This window comes from Acinetobacter sp. YH12027 (assembly GCF_013420085.1).
In the GTDB taxonomy this organism is placed as follows: Bacteria; Pseudomonadota; Gammaproteobacteria; order Pseudomonadales; family Moraxellaceae; genus Acinetobacter; species Acinetobacter amyesii.
Genome location: NZ_VOYW01000034.1, coordinates 16,637 through 36,106, shown reverse-complemented (window position 1 = coordinate 36,106; position 19,470 = coordinate 16,637). Strand labels below are relative to the sequence as shown.

General features: G+C 43.0%; 18 protein-coding genes. 6 read left to right on the top strand and 12 right to left on the bottom strand.

From position 1 onward, the window contains the following. Positions 1 to 137: 137 nt before the first annotated feature. Positions 138 to 770, top strand: coding sequence for a ComF family protein (locus FTT94_RS12390; RefSeq protein WP_180170882.1), 633 nt, complete (start codon positions 138 to 140; stop codon positions 768 to 770). Positions 771 to 813: 43 nt separating this feature from the next. Here FTT94_RS12390 and FTT94_RS12385 read toward each other — a convergent pair whose 3' ends face one another. Continuing rightward, positions 814 to 1,221: an NUDIX domain-containing protein gene (locus FTT94_RS12385; RefSeq protein ID WP_180135134.1), complete on the bottom strand. Its 408-nt coding sequence runs from the start codon at positions 1,219 to 1,221 to the stop codon at positions 814 to 816. Next, a complete protein-coding gene (locus tag FTT94_RS12380) occupies positions 1,221 to 1,826 on the bottom strand; it encodes a TIGR00730 family Rossman fold protein (RefSeq protein ID WP_180170881.1) in 606 nt (201 codons plus the stop codon). Before FTT94_RS12380 ends, FTT94_RS12385 begins: the two co-directional genes overlap by 1 nt. Before the next feature lie 155 nt (positions 1,827 to 1,981). On the opposite strand from FTT94_RS12380, the gene FTT94_RS12375 reads away from it, so the two are divergent. Further along, positions 1,982 to 2,995 carry a CorA family divalent cation transporter gene (locus FTT94_RS12375; RefSeq protein WP_078189297.1) on the top strand — a complete coding sequence of 338 codons (1,014 nt, stop codon included), beginning with the start codon at positions 1,982 to 1,984 and terminating at the stop codon, positions 2,993 to 2,995. 78 nt (positions 2,996 to 3,073) lie between these two features. Here the strand turns inward: FTT94_RS12375 and FTT94_RS12370 are convergent, their stop codons facing one another. From FTT94_RS12370 to dxs, 8 genes are all read right to left on the bottom strand, one after another. Then, on the bottom strand, positions 3,074 to 3,334 hold the full coding sequence (locus tag FTT94_RS12370) for a lipid asymmetry maintenance protein MlaB (RefSeq protein WP_218945760.1): 261 nt from the start codon (positions 3,332 to 3,334) through the stop codon (positions 3,074 to 3,076). Between the two features lie 39 nt (positions 3,335 to 3,373). Further along, on the bottom strand, positions 3,374 to 4,009 hold the full coding sequence (locus tag FTT94_RS12365; protein ID WP_078189299.1) for a phospholipid-binding protein MlaC: 636 nt from the start codon (positions 4,007 to 4,009) through the stop codon (positions 3,374 to 3,376). A gap of 17 nt (positions 4,010 to 4,026) precedes the next feature. Beyond that, positions 4,027 to 4,707: an outer membrane lipid asymmetry maintenance protein MlaD gene (locus FTT94_RS12360; protein ID WP_078189300.1), complete on the bottom strand. Its 681-nt coding sequence runs from the start codon at positions 4,705 to 4,707 to the stop codon at positions 4,027 to 4,029. Further along, entirely contained in the window at positions 4,707 to 5,486 is a 780-nt protein-coding gene (gene mlaE / locus FTT94_RS12355) for a lipid asymmetry maintenance ABC transporter permease subunit MlaE (RefSeq protein ID WP_078189301.1), read from the bottom strand. The genes FTT94_RS12360 and mlaE overlap by 1 nt, the downstream gene beginning before the upstream one ends. Further along, positions 5,483 to 6,301, bottom strand: coding sequence for an ABC transporter ATP-binding protein (locus FTT94_RS12350; protein ID WP_111885426.1), 819 nt, complete (start codon positions 6,299 to 6,301; stop codon positions 5,483 to 5,485). The genes mlaE and FTT94_RS12350 overlap by 4 nt, the downstream gene beginning before the upstream one ends. 407 nt (positions 6,302 to 6,708) lie before the next feature. Continuing rightward, entirely contained in the window at positions 6,709 to 8,520 is a 1,812-nt protein-coding gene (locus FTT94_RS12345) for a DEAD/DEAH box helicase (RefSeq protein ID WP_180003429.1), read from the bottom strand. A 457-nt stretch (positions 8,521 to 8,977) separates the two neighbouring features. Continuing rightward, positions 8,978 to 9,808 carry an inositol monophosphatase family protein gene (locus tag FTT94_RS12340; protein WP_078189303.1) on the bottom strand — a complete coding sequence of 277 codons (831 nt, stop codon included), beginning with the start codon at positions 9,806 to 9,808 and terminating at the stop codon, positions 8,978 to 8,980. Between the two features lie 112 nt (positions 9,809 to 9,920). Then, complete coding sequence (dxs, locus tag FTT94_RS12335; RefSeq protein ID WP_180170880.1) at positions 9,921 to 11,831, bottom strand: 1-deoxy-D-xylulose-5-phosphate synthase; 1,911 nt, start codon at positions 11,829 to 11,831, stop codon at positions 9,921 to 9,923. A gap of 311 nt (positions 11,832 to 12,142) precedes the next feature. Between dxs and ribA the strand changes: the two genes are divergently transcribed. Beyond that, positions 12,143 to 12,745, top strand: a complete 603-nt coding sequence (gene ribA / locus FTT94_RS12330) for a GTP cyclohydrolase II (RefSeq protein WP_168379100.1) — start codon at positions 12,143 to 12,145, stop codon at positions 12,743 to 12,745. Positions 12,746 to 12,839: 94 nt separating this feature from the next. On the opposite strand, the gene hemN is transcribed toward ribA, so the two are convergent. Continuing rightward, positions 12,840 to 14,213, bottom strand: coding sequence for an oxygen-independent coproporphyrinogen III oxidase (gene hemN, locus FTT94_RS12325; protein WP_180170879.1), 1,374 nt, complete (start codon positions 14,211 to 14,213; stop codon positions 12,840 to 12,842). Positions 14,214 to 14,490: 277 nt separating this feature from the next. On the opposite strand from hemN, the gene hemF reads away from it, so the two are divergent. The 3 genes from hemF to aroE all read left to right on the top strand — a co-directional run bounded on the left by hemF (position 14,491) and on the right by aroE (position 16,773). After that, positions 14,491 to 15,432: an oxygen-dependent coproporphyrinogen oxidase gene (gene hemF / locus FTT94_RS12320; RefSeq protein ID WP_180026069.1), complete on the top strand. Its 942-nt coding sequence runs from the start codon at positions 14,491 to 14,493 to the stop codon at positions 15,430 to 15,432. A gap of 228 nt (positions 15,433 to 15,660) precedes the next feature. After that, positions 15,661 to 15,882, top strand: coding sequence for a hypothetical protein (locus FTT94_RS12315; protein ID WP_078189308.1), 222 nt, complete (start codon positions 15,661 to 15,663; stop codon positions 15,880 to 15,882). A gap of 102 nt (positions 15,883 to 15,984) precedes the next feature. Then, a complete protein-coding gene (gene aroE, locus FTT94_RS12310) occupies positions 15,985 to 16,773 on the top strand; it encodes a shikimate dehydrogenase (protein ID WP_180062850.1) in 789 nt (262 codons plus the stop codon). Between the two features lie 86 nt (positions 16,774 to 16,859). On the opposite strand, the gene FTT94_RS12305 is transcribed toward aroE, so the two are convergent. After that, on the bottom strand, positions 16,860 to 19,370 hold the full coding sequence (locus FTT94_RS12305) for a hypothetical protein (RefSeq protein WP_180170878.1): 2,511 nt from the start codon (positions 19,368 to 19,370) through the stop codon (positions 16,860 to 16,862). Positions 19,371 to 19,470: the final 100 nt, after the last annotated feature.

Genomic DNA, 19,470 nt, shown 5'->3' with positions numbered 1-19,470 from the left:
AGCAAGTAACTTGGACCAGTGTTGATCATTTAGCATTGTTCGAGGCATAGCGAGTGTAAAATTGGGTTTGGCGATTTAATTTTACTATCTCGCTATTTTTTTAATCAACAAATGTCAACAGACCCTAGAATAAAAGCATGCTCCAATCCATCCAACATTTCATCCAAAAAGGAATGCAGAGCGTTTCCCCTTGCCTGCTCTGTGGTATCGATCGACAACGACATCATTCGCTTTGTACCGACTGCTGGGCACAACTACCATGGTTTAAAAAAATGGTTGATCGCCATGAACACTGCATCTCTTGTGCCTTTCACTATGATTTCCCAATAGATCGCATCATTCAAAGCTATAAGTATGAGCAACAATTGCACTATCAAAATTTACTAGCACAGAGCCTTTTAAGTTTGCGCATAGCTCGAGTTCAGGCCATTGTTCCCATGCCTATTTCAGTTGAACGCCTTAAGGACCGTGGATACAACCAAATGCTTCTCGTTGCACACATGATGGCAAAGCAATTGCGCATCCCTGTTTGGCAACCAGTGATTCGTCAAGCACAGCACGCTCAAAAAGGTTTAAGTCGGCTAGAACGCCTAGAAAATATCGAACAGCAATTTATTATCGACCCAACTGAAAAACACCGTTTCCGTAAAGTCCTCATTATCGATGATGTGGTGACCACGGGGAGTTCAATCCATGCATTAAGTACGCTGTTACATCAGCTACATTGCACGCAGGTATATGCCGCATGCATTGCTGCGGCACAGCCTTAGTTTCAAACATCAACCTCTAAAGAAAATGAACAAGCGAAGCAGTTTAGCTTTCAGCAAGAGATCGCGCCTGCTGCTTCACCCAAGGAATCACCACCTCACGTGTTAAAGGTGCGAGTTTTGTTTGTGTATCATCTAAGCTGACCCATTGCATCGCTGCAATTTCCGCATCAATTTCCGGCTCACCTCGCAACTGGACCAGATAGACATAACTCACCAGTAGATGATCTGCTTCGTTCGCAGCGGCCGTTTCAAAACGACCAATGAATTGCTCAATCTGCGCAGCGCAGCCTATTTCTTCCTGAATTTCACGCAGCATGGTGATTTCAGGGGCTTCATTGGGTTCCAACTTGCCACCCACTTGCATAAAGAATGCCGTGTGTTTTTTACGAACCACTAAAAGTTCATGCTGTTCATTTAGAATAATTGCTGCAGCAACAGTAATAGTTTTCATCAATCTTGTTCCAAATCCGCGATAAAGGCTGTACGTTCAACCATGCCCCATTTCGGCTCTGGCGCAGTGAAATGTTGAAACTGCTCAACAATCGTTTCAATATTATCTTCTGCAATTAAGCCTTCGATAAAACGCGGATGGGTAAAGCCTTTTTCTGCGGTAGTTTTCAGAAAATTCAATAAATCGTCATAAAAACCATCTACATTGAGAAAGGCACATGGCTTTAAATGAATGCCCAATTGAGCCCACGTCCACTGCTCAAAAATTTCCTCTAAAGTCCCTGCTCCACCTGGAATCGCCACAAAACCATCCGAGAGTTCAGACATTTTAGTTTTCCGTTGTTGCATATTTTCTACCACATGCAATTCGGTTAAATCTGGATGTGCCAATTCTTTATCGACCAAGACTTTTGGAATCACCCCAATGACTTGCCCACCTGCACGCAAAGCACTATCTGCCACAATACCCATCAAACCTGAACGACCACCACCATAGACCAGTGTGATGCCTTGTGCCGCCAAATGACGACCGACTTTTTCAGCCACCTGTAAATAGGCTGGATTGTTACCAAGGGCGGAACCACAGAAAATTGCGATAGATTTCATTTATAATCACCATCAGATCAGGAACGCTATGCTGGAAAAATCAACTTTAAACAGATTTTTTCATAAAATAAGCATTAGAACAGTGTTTTTCAGCAAATCCTTGTCTAAAATACACCCATTCATTTTTAACTTACTGCGCAAGGGGAAAAGACAACATGCTTGAAGCCTTTTACGCCACAGAGCGCGGTAGCCTGGAAGATGTCACCATCAATGGTGACTTCGATTTACATCAGGATTTAGTCTGGCTCGATCTCATTGCCCCGTCTCAGGAAGAGCAGCAATGGATTATGGATGCCTATGATCAAAATTTACCTACATTAAAATCATTAGAAGATATTTCGTCGAGTGCACGATTCTACCGTGATGACGACGGTATTTTGCACATCAGCACCTATTTTTTAACGAAAAATAAAAATTTTCAGGTCGATGGCGAACCCGAAGAAAATGCCAGCACCTTAGCTACCGTACAAACGGTTGCCTTTATTTTGCATAAAGAACGCTTATTCACTTTACGGGGTGAAAAGCTGGTGGCTTTCCGTGCCTTTCGTGCCCGCGCGCGTCGTAACGATTATGAAATTGACTATAAAGATCCAACTTGGATTTTATTGGGTCTTTTAGAAGCCAAACTCGATGAACTTGCGGATATCTTGGAAGATATCCACAAGGACTTAGAAAAGTATTCCACAGAAGTGCTGAATAACCGTCATCGTGAGATGATTTTAGACTTGGATGACATGATTACCCGACTTGCGCATTTAGAAGATATGCTCGGGAAAGCTCAGCTGTGTCTGATCGACTTACGTCGTGTTCTCACCTTCCTGTCACGTCCTCGGGCCTTGGGTAGTCATATTTATGATGCCGACATCCGAGAACTCAGTGAAGACGTACGCTCACTTGTTGAGCATGATGCCTTCTTGTTCCAAAAGGTTCGATTCTTACTGGATACCACCTCTGGATTCATTAACACCGAACAGAATGATACGATTCGTCGCTTCTCGATTTTACCAAGTATGCTTGCGCCACCGATGTTAGTGGCTAGCGTCTATGGGATGAACACCGATGTACTGCCCTTCGCGCATGGTACAACCAGTTTTATCGTGGTCAGCTTAATCATCGTGGCATTCTTTATTGGCCCATTGATGTACTTCCGCTGGAAGAAATGGATTTAATCCGTTCCTATTGCGTAGACTTGCGAGAGCTTCTTATCCCGCTGAAATAAAAAAAGCACCTTATGGTGCTTTTTTTATTTAGATCAATTGCAAGTCATGCTCAAGATGACAGGCTTGAATAATCTTCATCATTTTTTCAGGGACTGCTTTAAACTGCAAACCTTGCGCTTTTGGCGTTTGACGTAACCAACGGACCAAAACAGCTAAAGCTAAAGTACTGCCATGCTCAAGCTCAGCAAGATTGACCACTAAGGGAAAAGCTTGCTGTTGTTGAATCAACTTCAAGCCGTCTTGATAATACAATTCGGCATTGTTGTAATCGATTTTGCCTGAAACCATCAATTCTTGTTGATGAAGTTTAATCACACATCACCTATCTTATTTTTTCTTGTCTAATGCTGCATCAGCATCAGGTTTGAAGTTCGCAATTGCTTTATCAATGTTACCGCCATTACGTTTTACAGTCGCCGCAAACTGATTACGGAATTGCAAGCCTAGGTCGATACCCGAAACGTTGATATTACGGATTTTCCATTGTGAACCTTTATCCGCCAACTGGAAAGAGACTGGAATTTTTTCACCGTTGTTATGGAAATCAATCGTTACAACAGGGTTCTTACTGTTCGACGCTTTATATGGACGCATGCTATACGTTTGGTTACTAAACTTGGCAAAAGCTGAACCATAGTTTTCGATCAGTGTTGCACGGAAGTTACGTTCAAACTGCGCACGTTGAGCCGCTGAGCTGTATTGATTCGTTGCATACGTACCCATCACGATACGTGTGAATGCTTGTGAATCAATATACGGGTCCAAGTTTTGACGAACAATCGTTTTCACAGCCGCAGGGTTATTTTGTAGTTTTGCGTGGTCTGCTTTTAAACGTGTAATGAGGCCATCAGCCACTTTTTTTACAAATGCAGGTGGTGCTTCGCTTGGAGCAGCAAAAGCTGTACCTGCCATCATAGTTGATAAGATACTTGCTGTAAGCGTATGTTTTAACAATGTGTTCACTTAATTTCTCCTAAAAATTATTCAACAAATGCAGGTTCTTCTGCCGTTGTTGTGTCAGCAGCTTCTGTTTTTTGTTCAGCTTCTGCTGTGCTGTCAGATTTGTTCCCTGCACCACCGGTCACAAATTTAGACACCAAATCTTCGATTTCCATCGTACCTTGGGTATTACCAATTTGGTCACCACGTTTTAAGAAGTTGACACCACCACCCGGTACAATTTTCAAATATTTCTCGCCCAATAAACCATTGGTTGCAACCATAATGTAAGCATCTTCATCGATATTGGTGATGGATTTCATGTTAGCAATCAGTTGCTGTTCCATTTCTTTTTGTTTCGCAGGTGTTGCTGCTTCATAGTCTGATGTGTAACGCAGCTCTTCGAGTGCATTCTTTTGCACTTCTTTTAATTGTTCTGCGTTATAAGAGGTTAATGAGCCATCCATAATCAGATGTGCTGTCACTAAACGCGTCACAGGATCGAGTTTCAATGATTCCACTTGACCAACTTTAACGCCACTTAAGGTGACTTTGGCGCGGGGTTTAATCCCGTTTACATTTTCAAATGTCGCGGTCAATTCATAACTGTCTTCGATGTTATTGCCGACCAAACCACTCACACGCATCGCCAAGAAGAAAATAGCGATAGCAAAAAGAATGACAAAAAAACCGACGGCCAGTTCACTCGTACGTGATTTCATTAAATACCTCCGAACATGACCGCAGTCAACACGAAATCTGATCCTAAAACACACAACGAAGAATACACGACAGTACGTGTGGTCGACGTTGCAATACCTTCTGAAGTTGGGACACAGGCATAACCCTGATAGACCGCAATCCAAGTACAAATTAATGCAAAAACAAAACTTTTGATGATGGTGCCATTAAAGACGTCTTTAAAGAATTGCACACTGTTCTCGATGCCACTCCAATAAGAGCCTTCATCTGCACCCAGAAAATCAACACCCACTAATTTACCGCCCATGATGCCGACAGCAGCGAAAATCACCGACAACATTGGCAAGCTAAAAATACCGGCCCAAAGTCGTGGCGAGATCACACGTTTTAATGGATCGACCCCGATCATTTCCATACTCGACAACTGCTCAGTGGCTTTCATCAAACCAATTTCAGCCGTCAAAGCTGAACCTGCACGACCAGCAAAGAGTAAAGCTGCAACCACAGGTGCAAGTTCACGCAGTAAAGTCAGTGCAACGGCTGTGCCGAGCATCGCTTCACTACCGAAAGTCGACAGAATGCTATACATCTGCAAACCCAGTACCGAGCCAATAAATAAGCCAGATACCACAATAATCAGTAATGAAAGCACACCAACACGGTACATCTGATAAATAAACAATTTCACGCCAAGTAAAGTCGGCATGGAAAACAGAATCTGCAGCAACATAATGGTTGCTACGCCGATTCCTCGAACACGTTCAATGACGCGTCTACCTAATGCGGCAATAGCATTCATGAACGAACCTCATGATTTAAATAGGGCTGATGACTGAATTGATAATCGACCGGACCTTCTACCGAACCCGTCAAGAACTGCTTCACAAACGGCGAGGCATGTGCTTTTAACTGCTCAGGTGTTCCCTCGCCCTGCACTTTCCCTTCAGCCACCACATAGATGTAATCTGCAATTGATAATGTTTCAGCCACGTCATGCGAGACAATAATCGTGGTTAAATCTAAAGCTTCACGTAGCGAACGAATCAAGCGAGTTAAAACCCCCATCACGATCGGGTCTTGTCCTGCAAAGGGTTCGTCATACATGATTAACTCAGGATCCAGTGCAATAGCACGGGCCAAAGCCACACGACGATTCATACCACCCGATAGTTCAGAGGGCATCATTTGTTCTGCGCCACGTAAACCAACAGACTCTAATTTCAACGCCACAATTTCAGCGATCAAATGCTCTGGCAACTTGGTATGCGCACGAATTGGAAAGGCTACGTTTTCGTATACCGACATATCGGTAAATAATGCGCCGCTCTGAAACAGCATCCCCATACGCGCACGCGCAGCGAAGAGCTCCTGACGTGACATCTGTGCAATGTCCTGCCCATCAAGCAACACTTCTCCATTATCGGGAGTCAATTGACCACCAATTAAACGGAGTAAAGTCGTTTTACCTGTACCAGATGGACCCATAATTGCAGTGATCTGACCACGACGAATTTTTAAACTGACATTGTCATAGATGACGCGCTCTCCTCGCTTAAAACTCAGGTTTTTCACTTCAATCAGTGCCTGAGTCTGAGAAGACGTTTGATTATTCATAGCTGAGGATTTTCCTGCATTTTTTTCAGCATGCATACTATAAAGGATTGAAGTTTAAAATGTTACCATTGCATGAGCGCATATCCCTGCATTCCATCAGGTAAATTGTTTTTTATTATTAATGCGATTTTATAGAGGGTGTTTTCAACCCAATAGAAGAATTTAGTTAAAATAATTGTATATATAGTAAACGATATTACACAATAAGAGTGTCAAACCGATATAAGGCATAAGTACCTCGATCATCACTGTACGCATATTTGCCAACGCGTTTCCGTTCATATTAATTATCATTAAACACATAAAGTTTGATCAAGTATACATTTTTCTGATTAAAAGGCTAATTTAAATCCATAAAAAAAACCGGTGTTTCCACCGGTTTTTTCGATATTTCTCTCGAAATTCAATTAGTCATTGAATTTACGACGTGGACGGTCTTCACCGAAAGTGCGTTCGCCGCGTGGTTTATCATCACCGAAACGTTTTGGACGGTCATCGCCGAAACGTTTTGGACGATCTTCACCAAATGAACGTTGAGGACGGTCACCGTTGAATTCACGACGTGGACGATCTTCACCAAATGAACGTTTTGGACGATCGCCATAACCTTCACGAGCTGGTTTGTAATCTACACGGTTACCACGGTTGTCATCGTTAGAACGACGGTCAAAACCACCTTCACGACGTGGACGATCGCTGTTAAATTCGCGACGTGGACGATCTTCAAAACCGCCTTCACGACGTGGACGATCGTTGTTAAATTCGCGACGTGGACGATCTTCGAAACCGCCTTCACGACGTGGACGATCATTGTTAAATTCGCGACGTGGACGATCTTCAAAACCACCTTCACGACGTGGACGATCGTTGTTATATTCGCGACGTGGACGATCTTCGCCACCGAATGAACGACGTTCGCCATCACGGTTGCCTTCACGACGTTTGAAGTTTGATTCACCTTCAAAACGACGACCGCCACCGAAACCACCACGACCACCGCGACCGCCATCACGACGACCACGACCGCCATCACGGCTACCGCGTGCAGGAGGTGGAGATGGCTCAAGACCTTCAATTTCAGACACATTTAAACGTGCATCTAAGAAGTCTTCTAAAGCACGGATTTTACCGCGTTCACGGTAAGTCGCTAAAGTAATCGCGTTACCAGTACGGCCCGCACGACCTGTACGACCGATACGGTGTACATAGTCTTCGTTCTTCATTGGAAGACCGAAGTTAATTACGTGAGAAATTGTTGGTACGTCTAGACCACGTGCAGCAACGTCAGTCGCAACTAAGATTTTTGCACGACCTTCACGAATGCTACGTAAACGACGGTTACGTACAGTTTGTGGCATTGCACCGTGAAGAGCGACAACTGAGTGACCTGCTTCTGCAAGTTCTTCAGCCAGCATATCTGTATCTTCTTGAGTAGATGCGAATACAACTGCTTGATCTACAGACTCATCAGATAACCAGTGAGTCAAAAGTTTTTTCTTATGTTCGAAACCGTCAGTCCAGTGAAGAGTCTGAGCAATGTCAGTATTTGTAGAATGACCAGTTTCAATCGCAATACGCTGTGGATCATTCATCATGCGTTCTGCAAGTGTAATGATACGCGGCGCAAATGTTGCAGAGAACATTAATGTTTGTTTACGGTTAGCAGCCAAGTCGCTGATCGCTTCTAGGTCTTCAGAGAAACCTAAGTCAAGCATACGGTCAGCTTCGTCAACGATTAACGCATCAACGTTGTCTAGTTTAATTTGACGACGGTTAACCAAGTCAAGTAAACGACCTGGAGTCGCTACGACAACTTGTGCACCTTTAAGCTGTTGGATTTGTTTACCGAAAGGCATACCACCCATAATTGCAGCAATACGAACACCTTTCATGTGACGTACTAAAGCAATTGCGTCTTGGCTAACCTGTTGAGCCAATTCACGTGTAGGGCAAAGTACAAGAATAGACGGTGCAGTTACCGCTTTCATGCGCTCTTTGAAAGACATCAATGTGTCTTGACCAGCCAAAGCATTCACAGTTGGGAGTAAGAATGCAGCAGTTTTACCAGAACCAGTTTGGCTTGATACAAGAAGGTCTTTACCTTCTAATGCAGCTGGAATTGATTGTTCTTGCACTGGAGTCGGAGTAGTAAAACCTAGACCTTGTAATGCTAGTTGTAACGACTCATGTAAAGGAAAATCAGCAAAAGTTTTGCTCATAGAGTATTTCACCCCAAAAATGGGTGCTCCATTAAAAATATAAATTCAGATGGACATCGGCAAAAAGCGGCACAGCAAAAGACGCTGAAAATATAGAATCAGCGGCGATCCGAGAACGACGATGCGTATAACGCACACATGATTACAGCCGCAACCTGAAGGAATCGCTTAGCGATTGGGTGGGGCGCGAAATATCGTCCTCTCTTTGGACCGGAACGCGCATACACAATGATAGAAGAGAATGTTCAGGTAATGAACGAAATTTAGTGCGTGCGGGGATTATAGCAGAAAGTTTTTAAATGTCACCTGTTTTAGTCAACTTCAGAATATTTTTTGTAAGAAGCTTTAAGTTATAGGTGTTTAAGCCATTATTTTTGACCGATTAGACAAAAATAAAGCCCTCATAAAGAGGGCTTTATTTCATTATTCTGTCAATAAACTCGAACTAAGCGTTCTATTATTTAGCAGCTTCGCCCCAAGCTGGAACTACAGCTTGCATAAGCGGTTTAAGCATTTTCATAGAACATGCAAGTACTTGACCATTGTCCATTGAGTCGTTACCACCACGAGCATCAACCACAGTACCACCCGCTTCTTTCACAATAAGTTCGCCTGCAGCGATGTCCCAAGGTTTCAAACCAAGTTCGAAATAACCATCGAAACGACCTGCAGCAACATATGCTAGATCAAGAGCAGCAGAACCTGAACGACGGTATTGAGCACCGGCTTCAGTCACATTTAACAATGAGTTGAAATGGTTTTTCGCATAAGAAACCACTTCGCCATTACGAATTTTACGATACGCATGACCCACTGAAAGGAAAGTGTTTTCTAAGCTGTCTTTTACATTTACACGAATACGGCGTTGGTTCATCATCGCACCGCGACCACGGCTTGCAGAGAACAACTCATCTTTCACAGGGTCATAAATAACACCGTGTTGAGTTACACCTTTATGTTGAACTGCAATAGAGATACAGAAATGTGGAACACCATTGACAAAGTTTAATGTGCCATCAAGTGGGTCGATGATCCAACACCAATCAGCGTCGTGACCTTTGCCTTCTTGAAGACCAAACTCTTCGCCTAGGAAACTGTGATTTTTATAGCTTTTACGTAGGGTATCGATAGTCAATTGTTCCAAATAACGGTCTACACGCGTTACTGGACCATCAATTCCTTTTTCTTCGACTTGTAGATCGAGTTTATGACGATTTTGATGCGCTTTTAAAAGCTCTTGACCAACTAATTGAGCCGCACGCGCAGCCATAACCACCATAGGTTCCATTGAACACCCACTACAAATTTGAAGATACTGATAAAGAATAATGCATAAAAGCCCTTATATCTTATCAAATATAAGGGCTTTTAGGGAAAAAATGTTTCTAAAAATTAGAAAATCAACAAACCACGGTTTGCTTATGTTTTAGCCAACTTTGTGTCACAGAAGCGCTAATGCCTTCAGCATCCAGTCCAGCCTGATGCAACATTTGAGCATGCGTTGCTTGGTGCATGAACTCGTCAGCCAAACCTAAATTCAGCACAGGCTTAACCACGCCGGCTTGGGCTAAATATTCATTTACTGCACTGCCCGCACCCGCCATGACTGCATGCTCTTCAACTGTCACAAACAGTTGCGTGCTTGCCGCGATTTGATCGATCAACTGTGTATCTAAGGGCTTCACGAAGCGCATATTAATCACACGCACAGCCACACCTAGTTTTGTCGCTAAAGCCTGTCCTGCCTCTAGTGCCGCTTGAACACGACTACCGAAAGCCAGAATAGAAATGGTGTCATCTTGCTGATCATTGAAGTTTGCAAGAATTTCACCACGGCCAATTTCAAGCTCGGTCATCTCTTGCTGAATCTCAACACCCAATCCATTACCACGTGGGTAACGTACCGCCGCTGGGCCTTTATACAAATAAGCCGTATGCAACATTTGACGACATTCATTTTCGTCTTTCGGCGCCATGATCACCATGTTTGGCACGGTACGCATAAAAGCATAATCATATGCACCCGCATGCGTTGGACCATCTTCACCAACCAAGCCTGCACGGTCGATGCCAAATGTCACATCAAGATTTTGCAAAGCGACGTCATGAATCAGTTGGTCATAACCACGTTGCAAGAAGGTTGAATAGATTGCAACAACCGGTTTTACCCCTTCACAGGCCATACCCGCAGCCAAAGTCACCGCATGTTGTTCTGCAATGGCAACATCAAAGAAACGCTCAGGGAACTGCTTGGCAAATTGCACCATGCCTGAGCCTTCACACATCGCAGGAGTAATCGCCAATAAACGATCATCCTGTGCAGCTTCATCACATAACCACTGACCAAAAACATCTGAATATTTCGGTGCAGTTGCCACTGCAGCAGGTGCATTCACTTTACTGATGGCATGGTATTTGATTTGATCTGCTTCGGCAGGTGCAAAGCCTTTACCTTTTTTGGTATAGACATGCACTAAACGTGGGCCTCTGCGTTTTTTTAAGGCTTCAAACACATGTGTCAATTGTTCAACATCGTGCCCATCAAAAGGACCAAAGTAGTCAAAGCCAATGGCTTTAAATAAGTTATCTGCAGCATCGGTCGCAGCACAATGTAGGCGTGAGTTATACGCCCATTCAGGATGCGGTTGAATATAGGCTTCGCCACTTTCAGAAATATTAACCGATTGACCACTTTCCCAAATCGCAGCCAAATGCTTGGCAAAACCACCGGTACTGCATGAAATCGACATATCGTTGTCGTTCAATACCACCATAAGGTCAGCATTGTGTGCCACCGCATCGTTCATGGCTTCAAAAGCCATGCCCGCTGTCATCGCGCCATCACCCACGATTGCAACCACATGACAGGGATCTTGCTTGAAGCGACGTGCCAATGACATCCCAAGACCAGCAGAAATCGCTGTTGATGAATGGCCTACGCCAAAGGTGTCAAATTCAGATTCTTCACGGGCAGGAAACGCAGCCAAACCATCTTTGGCACGAATCGTCACTAATTGTTCACGACGACCGGTCAAGGCTTTATGCGGATAGGCTTGATGACCCACATCCCAAATCAGACGATCACGTGGCGTTTCAAAACAGTAATGTAATGCCACGGTTAATTCGATCACCCCAAGATTGGCACCAAAATGCCCACCACTTTGTCCGGCCGCATACAAAATAAATTGACGTAACTCATCCGCCACTTGCTCTAATTGGCTGCGCTCGAGTAAACGAAGTTGTTGAGGATGGTTAATCGTATCCAGCAACGGTGTTACAGGGCGTTGAGATGGTATTTCTTTATACAGCATAATGTGGCAAAGCCTTCTAAAGCCTGGCAAATTCCTAAGCTCGGTCTAAATGGGTAACTCGATCATATCGTCGAATTGTATCACCTTACAATCAGCCAAACTTGTAGCGATGTAATTTTTAGCAATGATCTCGTTGGGGAGATTTTGAATGAGTCAGATTATCCTGAATAATCTTCCTATTTATCAACTATTATCGTTCGCTTTATACAAAAAAGAAAATGTTCTGCATAAATTCGTCGTTGCAATTCTACCAATGTCCAAGCATTACGCTATACTTTAGCCAATTTATAATCGAATAAACGGGTTAAGCAGTGCCTATAGAATTTGTCGCAACGTCAAGATTACCGACCGCTTTTGGTGAATTCAATATTACGGTTTTTCAGGATCCTGAAACCGGTGAAGAACATGTCGCACTCTCTAAAGGACTAGAACAAGCTCCCACTGAACCTGTTTTAGTACGTATCCACTCCGAATGCCTGACTGGTGATGCCTTCGCTTCACTTAAATGTGACTGCGGCCCACAACTTCAAGCCACCCAAAAATTAATTAATGAAGCGGGCCAAGGGGTGATTTTATATTTACGCCAAGAAGGTCGCGGGATTGGTTTAACCAATAAAATCCGTGCCTATGCCCTACAAGACCAAGGCCATGACACCGTGGATGCCAATTTATTATTGGATCTTCCTGCTGATGCACGTCGTTATGATATGTGTCCTATCATGTTGAATCATCTTAACATTACTGCGGTGCGCCTCATTACCAATAACCCGTTAAAAATTGAAGCTCTACAAGAACAAGGCGTGAATGTCGTTGATCGTGTTCCGCTGACTGTGGGTTTAAATCCCTTTAACGAACAATATTTAAAAACCAAACATGATCGTATGTCGCATATGTATCAAAAGGATGATTTTTAAAAATCCTTTAAATTCTCCATAAATTAATCCCTCCAAACCTCCCTTTACAAAAGGGAGGCTTTTCCCTCTTTATTAAAGAGGGGTTAGGGGAGATTCAAATCGTCATCGAAAAAATACGATTTTCAGGAACACGACGTTTTAATCGTAAATCAAAAGCCATGCAGATATTACGGACAAAAGGCTTGCCTGCATCACTCACCTGAATGTGCTGATCAAAAATCTCGAGCAAGCCATCTTCTTGCATTTCAGCCAATTGCGCTAGTACTTCATCAAGCTCAGGAAATTGCATTTCTGGACCTGCCCAAGAAGTTTGGAAGGTACACATCAAATTGAGAATATGTTTACGAATGATTAAGTCCTCATCTGTCAGCACATGCCCCCGATAGACTGGAATTTCATTCGCTTCTAAACGTGCATAATAATCTTCAATTTTCTTTTCATTTTGTGCAAAGCTGTACCAACAGTCACTGATCGAGGATAAGCCGAGACCAATCATTACTTGGGTTTTCGATGCGGTATAGCCCATAAAATTACGGTGCAAACTGCCCTGCTGAAAAGCTTGATACATCGGATCTTGGGTTAATGCAAAATGATCCATCCCTATTTCATGATAGCCATGCGCTAGTAACTTTTTTTTACCCTCTTCATAGCATTGGCGCTTTAAATCATCTTTCGGCACATTAGCATCTTTAAAACCACGCTGACCATTGCCCTTAATCCACGGCACATGTGCATAGCTATAAAAGGCTAGGCGATCTGGCATCAAACGATTGGTCTGTTCAATGGTATGCAACACATCGTTTAAATCCTGAAATGGCAGACCAAAAACCAAATCATGTGAAATAGAGGTATAGCCAATATCACGTGCCCACTGTGTCACTTGTTCAACATGTGCAAAGGGCTGAATACGGTGGATGGCTTTTTGCACCTTCTCATTATAATCCTGCACTCCATAACTTACGCGTCGAAAACCAACATCATACAAAGCTTGTAAATGCTCACGTGTGGTATTGTTCGGATGCCCTTCAAAGCTAAATTCATGTGTATCGGCAATATCAGCATGCACTAGAATGCTTTGAATCAACTGGGTGAGATGCTCCGGAGAAAAGAAAGTAGGCGTTCCCCCGCCCAAATGAATTTCTTTAATTATTGGCCGATCAACCAAGAGTTGACAATATAAGTCCCATTCTTTCAGCACCGCCTGAATATAAGGCAGCTCCATCTCATGTTTTTTCGTGACTTTTTTATGGCAACCACAAAACGTACATAAGCTTTCACAAAATGGTAGATGGATGTACAGACTGATGCCTTCGCTGTGATTGGTCTCATCAAATGAACGCTTCAATCCCTGTTTCCACTGTTGCAATGAAAACTCAGCTTCCTCCCAATACGGCACGGTTGGATAACTGGTATAGCGTGGACCTGGTACATTGTATTTTTGAATTAAAGAATTCGCCTGCTGAGACATCGATGCACCATTTCAATCAATGAGATTCAATTTAAATCTACCTTATGATTATTGTGCTGAGCTTCAGATGTGAATTCAACCTAGCAAATTTGTCGGAATAGGCCCAATTTCAGCCGGAGCAATTGCTGCTAACTTTGCATGATCTTTTGGTTTAATCACTAGATATCTAGATTTAAAGCAAAGATCCGATGCTGAGTATCGGGAAAAATGCCTTAAGTTTTCACCTAATTTATGTTTTGATGACACTTATCTTTAAATTATTTTAATAAAGGTCACCATGCAGAATCCAACTTCAGCCGATATTCAACGTGTAGATGAATTCCTTCGCGATTTACAGGCACGGATTTGTGCCGCATTGGAACAGCAAGAACGTGCTGGTGGCGGAAGTGCCGAATTTGCGATCGATGACTGGGAACGCCCTGAAGGTGGTGGTGGTCGCTCACGTGTTCTTCAAAATGGAACGGTGATTGAAAAAGGCGGCGTGATGTTCTCGCACATCAACATTTCAAAATTACCGGCCTCTGCGACTGAACGCCATCCCGCTATTGCAGGTGCAAAAGCACAAGCCATGGGCGTGTCATTGGTAATTCACCCGAAAAACCCCAACGTCCCAACCTCACATGCCAATGTGCGTTTATTTGTCGCCGAAAAAGAAGGACAAGATCCGATTTGGTGGTTTGGTGGTGGTTTTGACCTCACTCCATTTTATCCAAATGATGAAGATGTCTTGTCTTGGCATCAAACTGCCCATGACCTCTGCGCCCCATTTAGCGATACGCTCTATGATGAACATAAAAAATGGTGTGATGACTATTTCTATCTCAAACACCGTGATGAACAACGTGGTGTCGGTGGTTTATTCTTTGACGACCTCAACCAATGGGACTTTGAAACCTGTTTCAAATATATGCAGGCCGTGGGTAATGGTTATTTAGAGGCAATTTTACCGATCTTCCAAAGAAACCAAGACAAAGCCTATACCGAAGCACAACGAGACTTCCAACTTTACCGTCGTGGTCGTTACGTTGAATATAACCTTGTCTATGACCGTGGCACCTTATTTGGCTTACAAACTGGCGGACGTATTGAGTCGATTTTAGTGAGTATGCCACCCTTGGCAGGCTGGTCGTATCGTCCTGAATGGGAAGAACATTCTGCCGAGAAAAAGCTCACCGACTTTTATTTAAAACCGCAAGATTGGCTGAATACGCTGAAATAAACTGATAAACATGTATTCACCCCCTGTCCGTCAGGGGCTTTTTATTGCCTGAGGATTAGAGTATTCATTTTAGGTAATATATTGACGCATAAATAATTTTTTTAAGCATTTACTTTGTAATCAGATTGCTCAACAATGACACATCTTTTAAACAGCTTTAAGCTATGTCATTGCACAATGTGTCAATAAACTTATGGCTGTAATTTTCTTGTACGGAGTACAACGCACATGACACATCAAACACTCAATAAAAAAGCAGTCAGTCTTACTGCATTGGTGTTTTGGAGCTTTGCTGTTGTGCTGATTAGCGCTATCAGTACCAATATTTTTTCCGAAACGTCTTTGAATGATAATTTGGCTATTGGCTTCATGGTGGTTGCCTTGATTGGTTTAGTCATCAGTGCAGCGAGCATCTTGATTCAAAGCGTCCTAGATATTTGTAATCCTTAATTTTCCGCCTTTATTTCACGATTTTAAGACTGCCCGAACTTTAGCCATCCTCGGTTTTGGCGTATATTGTCTGCTCTTTCACATCTACATGGACGCTGTGCAATGAGCAAACAATTTGCCGTGATTGGCAACCCGATTGAACAATCACGCTCACCTGAACTTCATCATGCCTTCGCTGAAAAAACAGGCCTCGACATTCAGTACAGCAAACGACTTGCGCCACTCGATGGTTTTCAGCACAGTGTCGAATCCTTCTTTGCCGAAGGTGGCATCGGTATGAATGTCACTGTTCCGTTTAAAGAACAAGCCTATGCACAATGTGCCGTGCTTACTGAACGTGCCAAAATTGCAGGTGCGGTCAATACACTATGGATGCAAGATGGCACACTCCATGGCGATAATACCGATGGACAAGGCCTAGTCGATGCCATCCGTGCCTTAGATTGGAATTTAGAACAGACCGATATATTGATCATTGGTGCAGGCGGTGCGACACGTGGCGTGATTTACCCACTGGTACAAGCTGGGGCCAAAAAAATCGTCATTGCCAATCGTACTTTAGCGCGTGCTGAACAATTGGTCGCTGACTTAAAAACTGCCGTACCGAATGCCGAACTTGCAGCCATTGCACTCACTGACTTAGCAGGTCAATTTGATCTGGTGATTAATGCCACATCGGCCAGCTTAACGGGTGATCCGCTAATTTTGCCTGAAGCATTACAATTCACGCACGCCTATGAAATGGCCTATGGCAAACCATCGACATTTTTGGATCAAGCCAAAGCACGCCATGTTCCAACCTCAGAAGGTTTTGGCATGTTGGTTGGTCAAGCGATTGAATCTTTTTCCATTTGGAATGGCGTCAAACCTGATCTAAAAGACTTTCTATAATTCAAAATGATTTGCTCAATTCACTTTCTGAGCAGTCTAAACACCTAAAAAAAGAACCTCAATTGAGGTTCTTTTTTTGATCCAACTTAGTTCTTGTGTTTTTGTATCGCCTTATAGGTCTCATAATAAGCCGATTGGCTGAACAACTCTTTGTGTTCTGCTGCTAGGCCTTGCAATGACGCTTCTGATAATTTTCCTTTGATATCATCAGCAAAGGCTTGCGCGTAGATTTTTGATGCTTTCACCAAATGCGCTTTTTCAGTTCCTTCCAGTTCATAGCTAGCTAAAAAGTTTTGTTGATATAAATGTGCAAAAATCGCCTGATCAGTTTTATAGGTTTTTTGCAACTGCTTCCATTCAACCTGAGCTTTGTACTCGCCAATTCCTGACTGTACATAATGGTTGACCGAAGAACCTAAGTCATCAAAGTCTTGATAGCGATGCAAAGCATGCTTATCACGTAATTGATTTAAACGTTTCAGCGCATTGCCTGTTGGTTCTTTTAAGCCATCAACAAATCGATATGCATAAACTTCTGCAATTTCATTCAAATCATTGGCTGAGTAATAACGCACATACTGAGCGCGATCGTTAGCAAATGCCACGACAAATGCCGCTTGATAGGCTTTCACTTCAGATTGATGGCGCTTATAACTTTGCAAAGCCACAGTACTTAGATATTCAGGAAGTTCGATTTCTTCATTTGCAGCACGGACATCATCGACCGATGCAGTTTCTGCTTCAACAAGCAGAGGATCATTTCCCGTGATTGGTGCAAGCAGACCTTTCAACATATTTTCAAAGAGTGAATCTTTACTGACTTCCTCAATGGATTTTGCCTGTTTCATGGCTTGACGATCAATTTTAGTCGCATTGCCATAATTCAAGATTTGGTTGCTACTTTTCAGCTTTAATTGACCTAAACGTGGCTCATTAAAGGCCAATTGATAGTCCATTACTTGGACGCGGCCTTTGTGATCTAAGCCTACATCCATCACAACATTCGAAGATGATTTATCCTGTGCATTCAGCACCTGCGCAATTTCAGCTTGATGCTTTTGCCATAATTGCTGGAATTGTTTTACATCGATAAGTTGTTCACTTTGATATTGCTGGAATACTGGTTTTAACTGCTCAACAGCATCCGAAATCTCTGAATCTGTATTGGATGCGTCCGCAGCAGAAGCCGATGGTACAGAATCTGTTTGCAGCGGTATCACCCGAACATCTTGATAATCCTGACACAGCGTGACTTTACCAATCGGCACCTGTTTGGTGTTCATCAAGGCCTGACAGACTTCCTCAGATAAGTTCGCTGTTTCATCATCTTCTTGGGAAGCCGCATAAACTTCGGTTACTTCAGTATCCGAACTATAGGCTTCTTCGTCATCACCCGCGGTCGCCTCCGCATATGCACTTGCAGTATCGATCGCGTATTCAGCAGATTCAGCTGCAGAAGACGTTTGTTCTTCTTCCGTTTCATCTTGGTGATACATCAGGCCATGCATTTTCGCATTGAGCAGCTCATTCACACGTTCTACAGATGCATAAGCCGCATCATCGTCTTCATCCTCAACTGCTGCCGCTACTGCAGTCCCTCCCGCCGCTTCAGCCGCAGCCATCGCCTCTTCGGAAGCACTAAGATGCACAGCTGCGTCCACAGAGTCATCTTGCTCAGCGTCACTATTGCGCTGACCTTTGATTTGCGTGGTGTAATAGTTGGCGTTCACAAAATCAAAAAGTTCAAGCTGGGTGTAAAGCGCATTGAGATCACCCACATAGCGGATTTTTTTAGTCAGCCCTGCATTTTTTTCATCACGTGTTAAAGCAACATTTTGCACTTGATTCGGCTCTGCCAAGACATAGGGCAAAGCATTCATTTGTTTTAAATAGTCAGCAAATTTTTTCAAATCGTACTGAGCAATCGTCTCTTTATGTTTTGAAAAATCCACATAAGCCAAGCTGCTTTGGCTTTCGCGATTCACCATAAACGGCATGAACGCAAAGTAGTTGGTATAAAATTTATGTTGATTAAAATCAATGATCATCGGCAACTGTGCATTCACCTGCAAAGTCGGTTTTTGATAACTCAGTTGCAAGGTTAAGGCAGCAAGTTTTTCTCTAAAATGTACTGAACCGCTATAGCTAAACTGTAAATCATTCAACACATTCAGCAGTGATTGAGCAATTTTAGATTGCGGAGAAACGCCATCCTCTTCTTCGCTATAGCGCGCTGATGGTGGGATTGATTCATTGGCAATGGCTTGATAGAGCTGTTTCTTTTCTTTTTGGCTAAATGGAATATTTTGGGTTTTAATCAACTGATCCAGTTGTTTTTTAAGTTTAGGATCCAGCTCTGGCTGTGTGCTTATCGCAGGTTTTGACTTGGTTTCAGGCTTTTTTTCATCGAACTGAATATCGGTCTGAATTGAAAATTGCCCTTTCATGTCATAACTAGCATTTTCAAACATTGCGTTTAAGCCTTGAGTGGCTTGTTGCCCGAGAGACTGATCCGTTGAATTGGTTTTTATGACATGTTGAGCACACCCAGTAATACTCAAACCCAGTAAACAAAGTGTTATATATTTTAATCGCATAATTGTACGAAAGACCTACGTTCTTTATGATTTATTAAAAGAAAAAAATGATCAAAAGATCAACATCAAGTCTATCAGAAGTTTATTTTTCACATGTTGG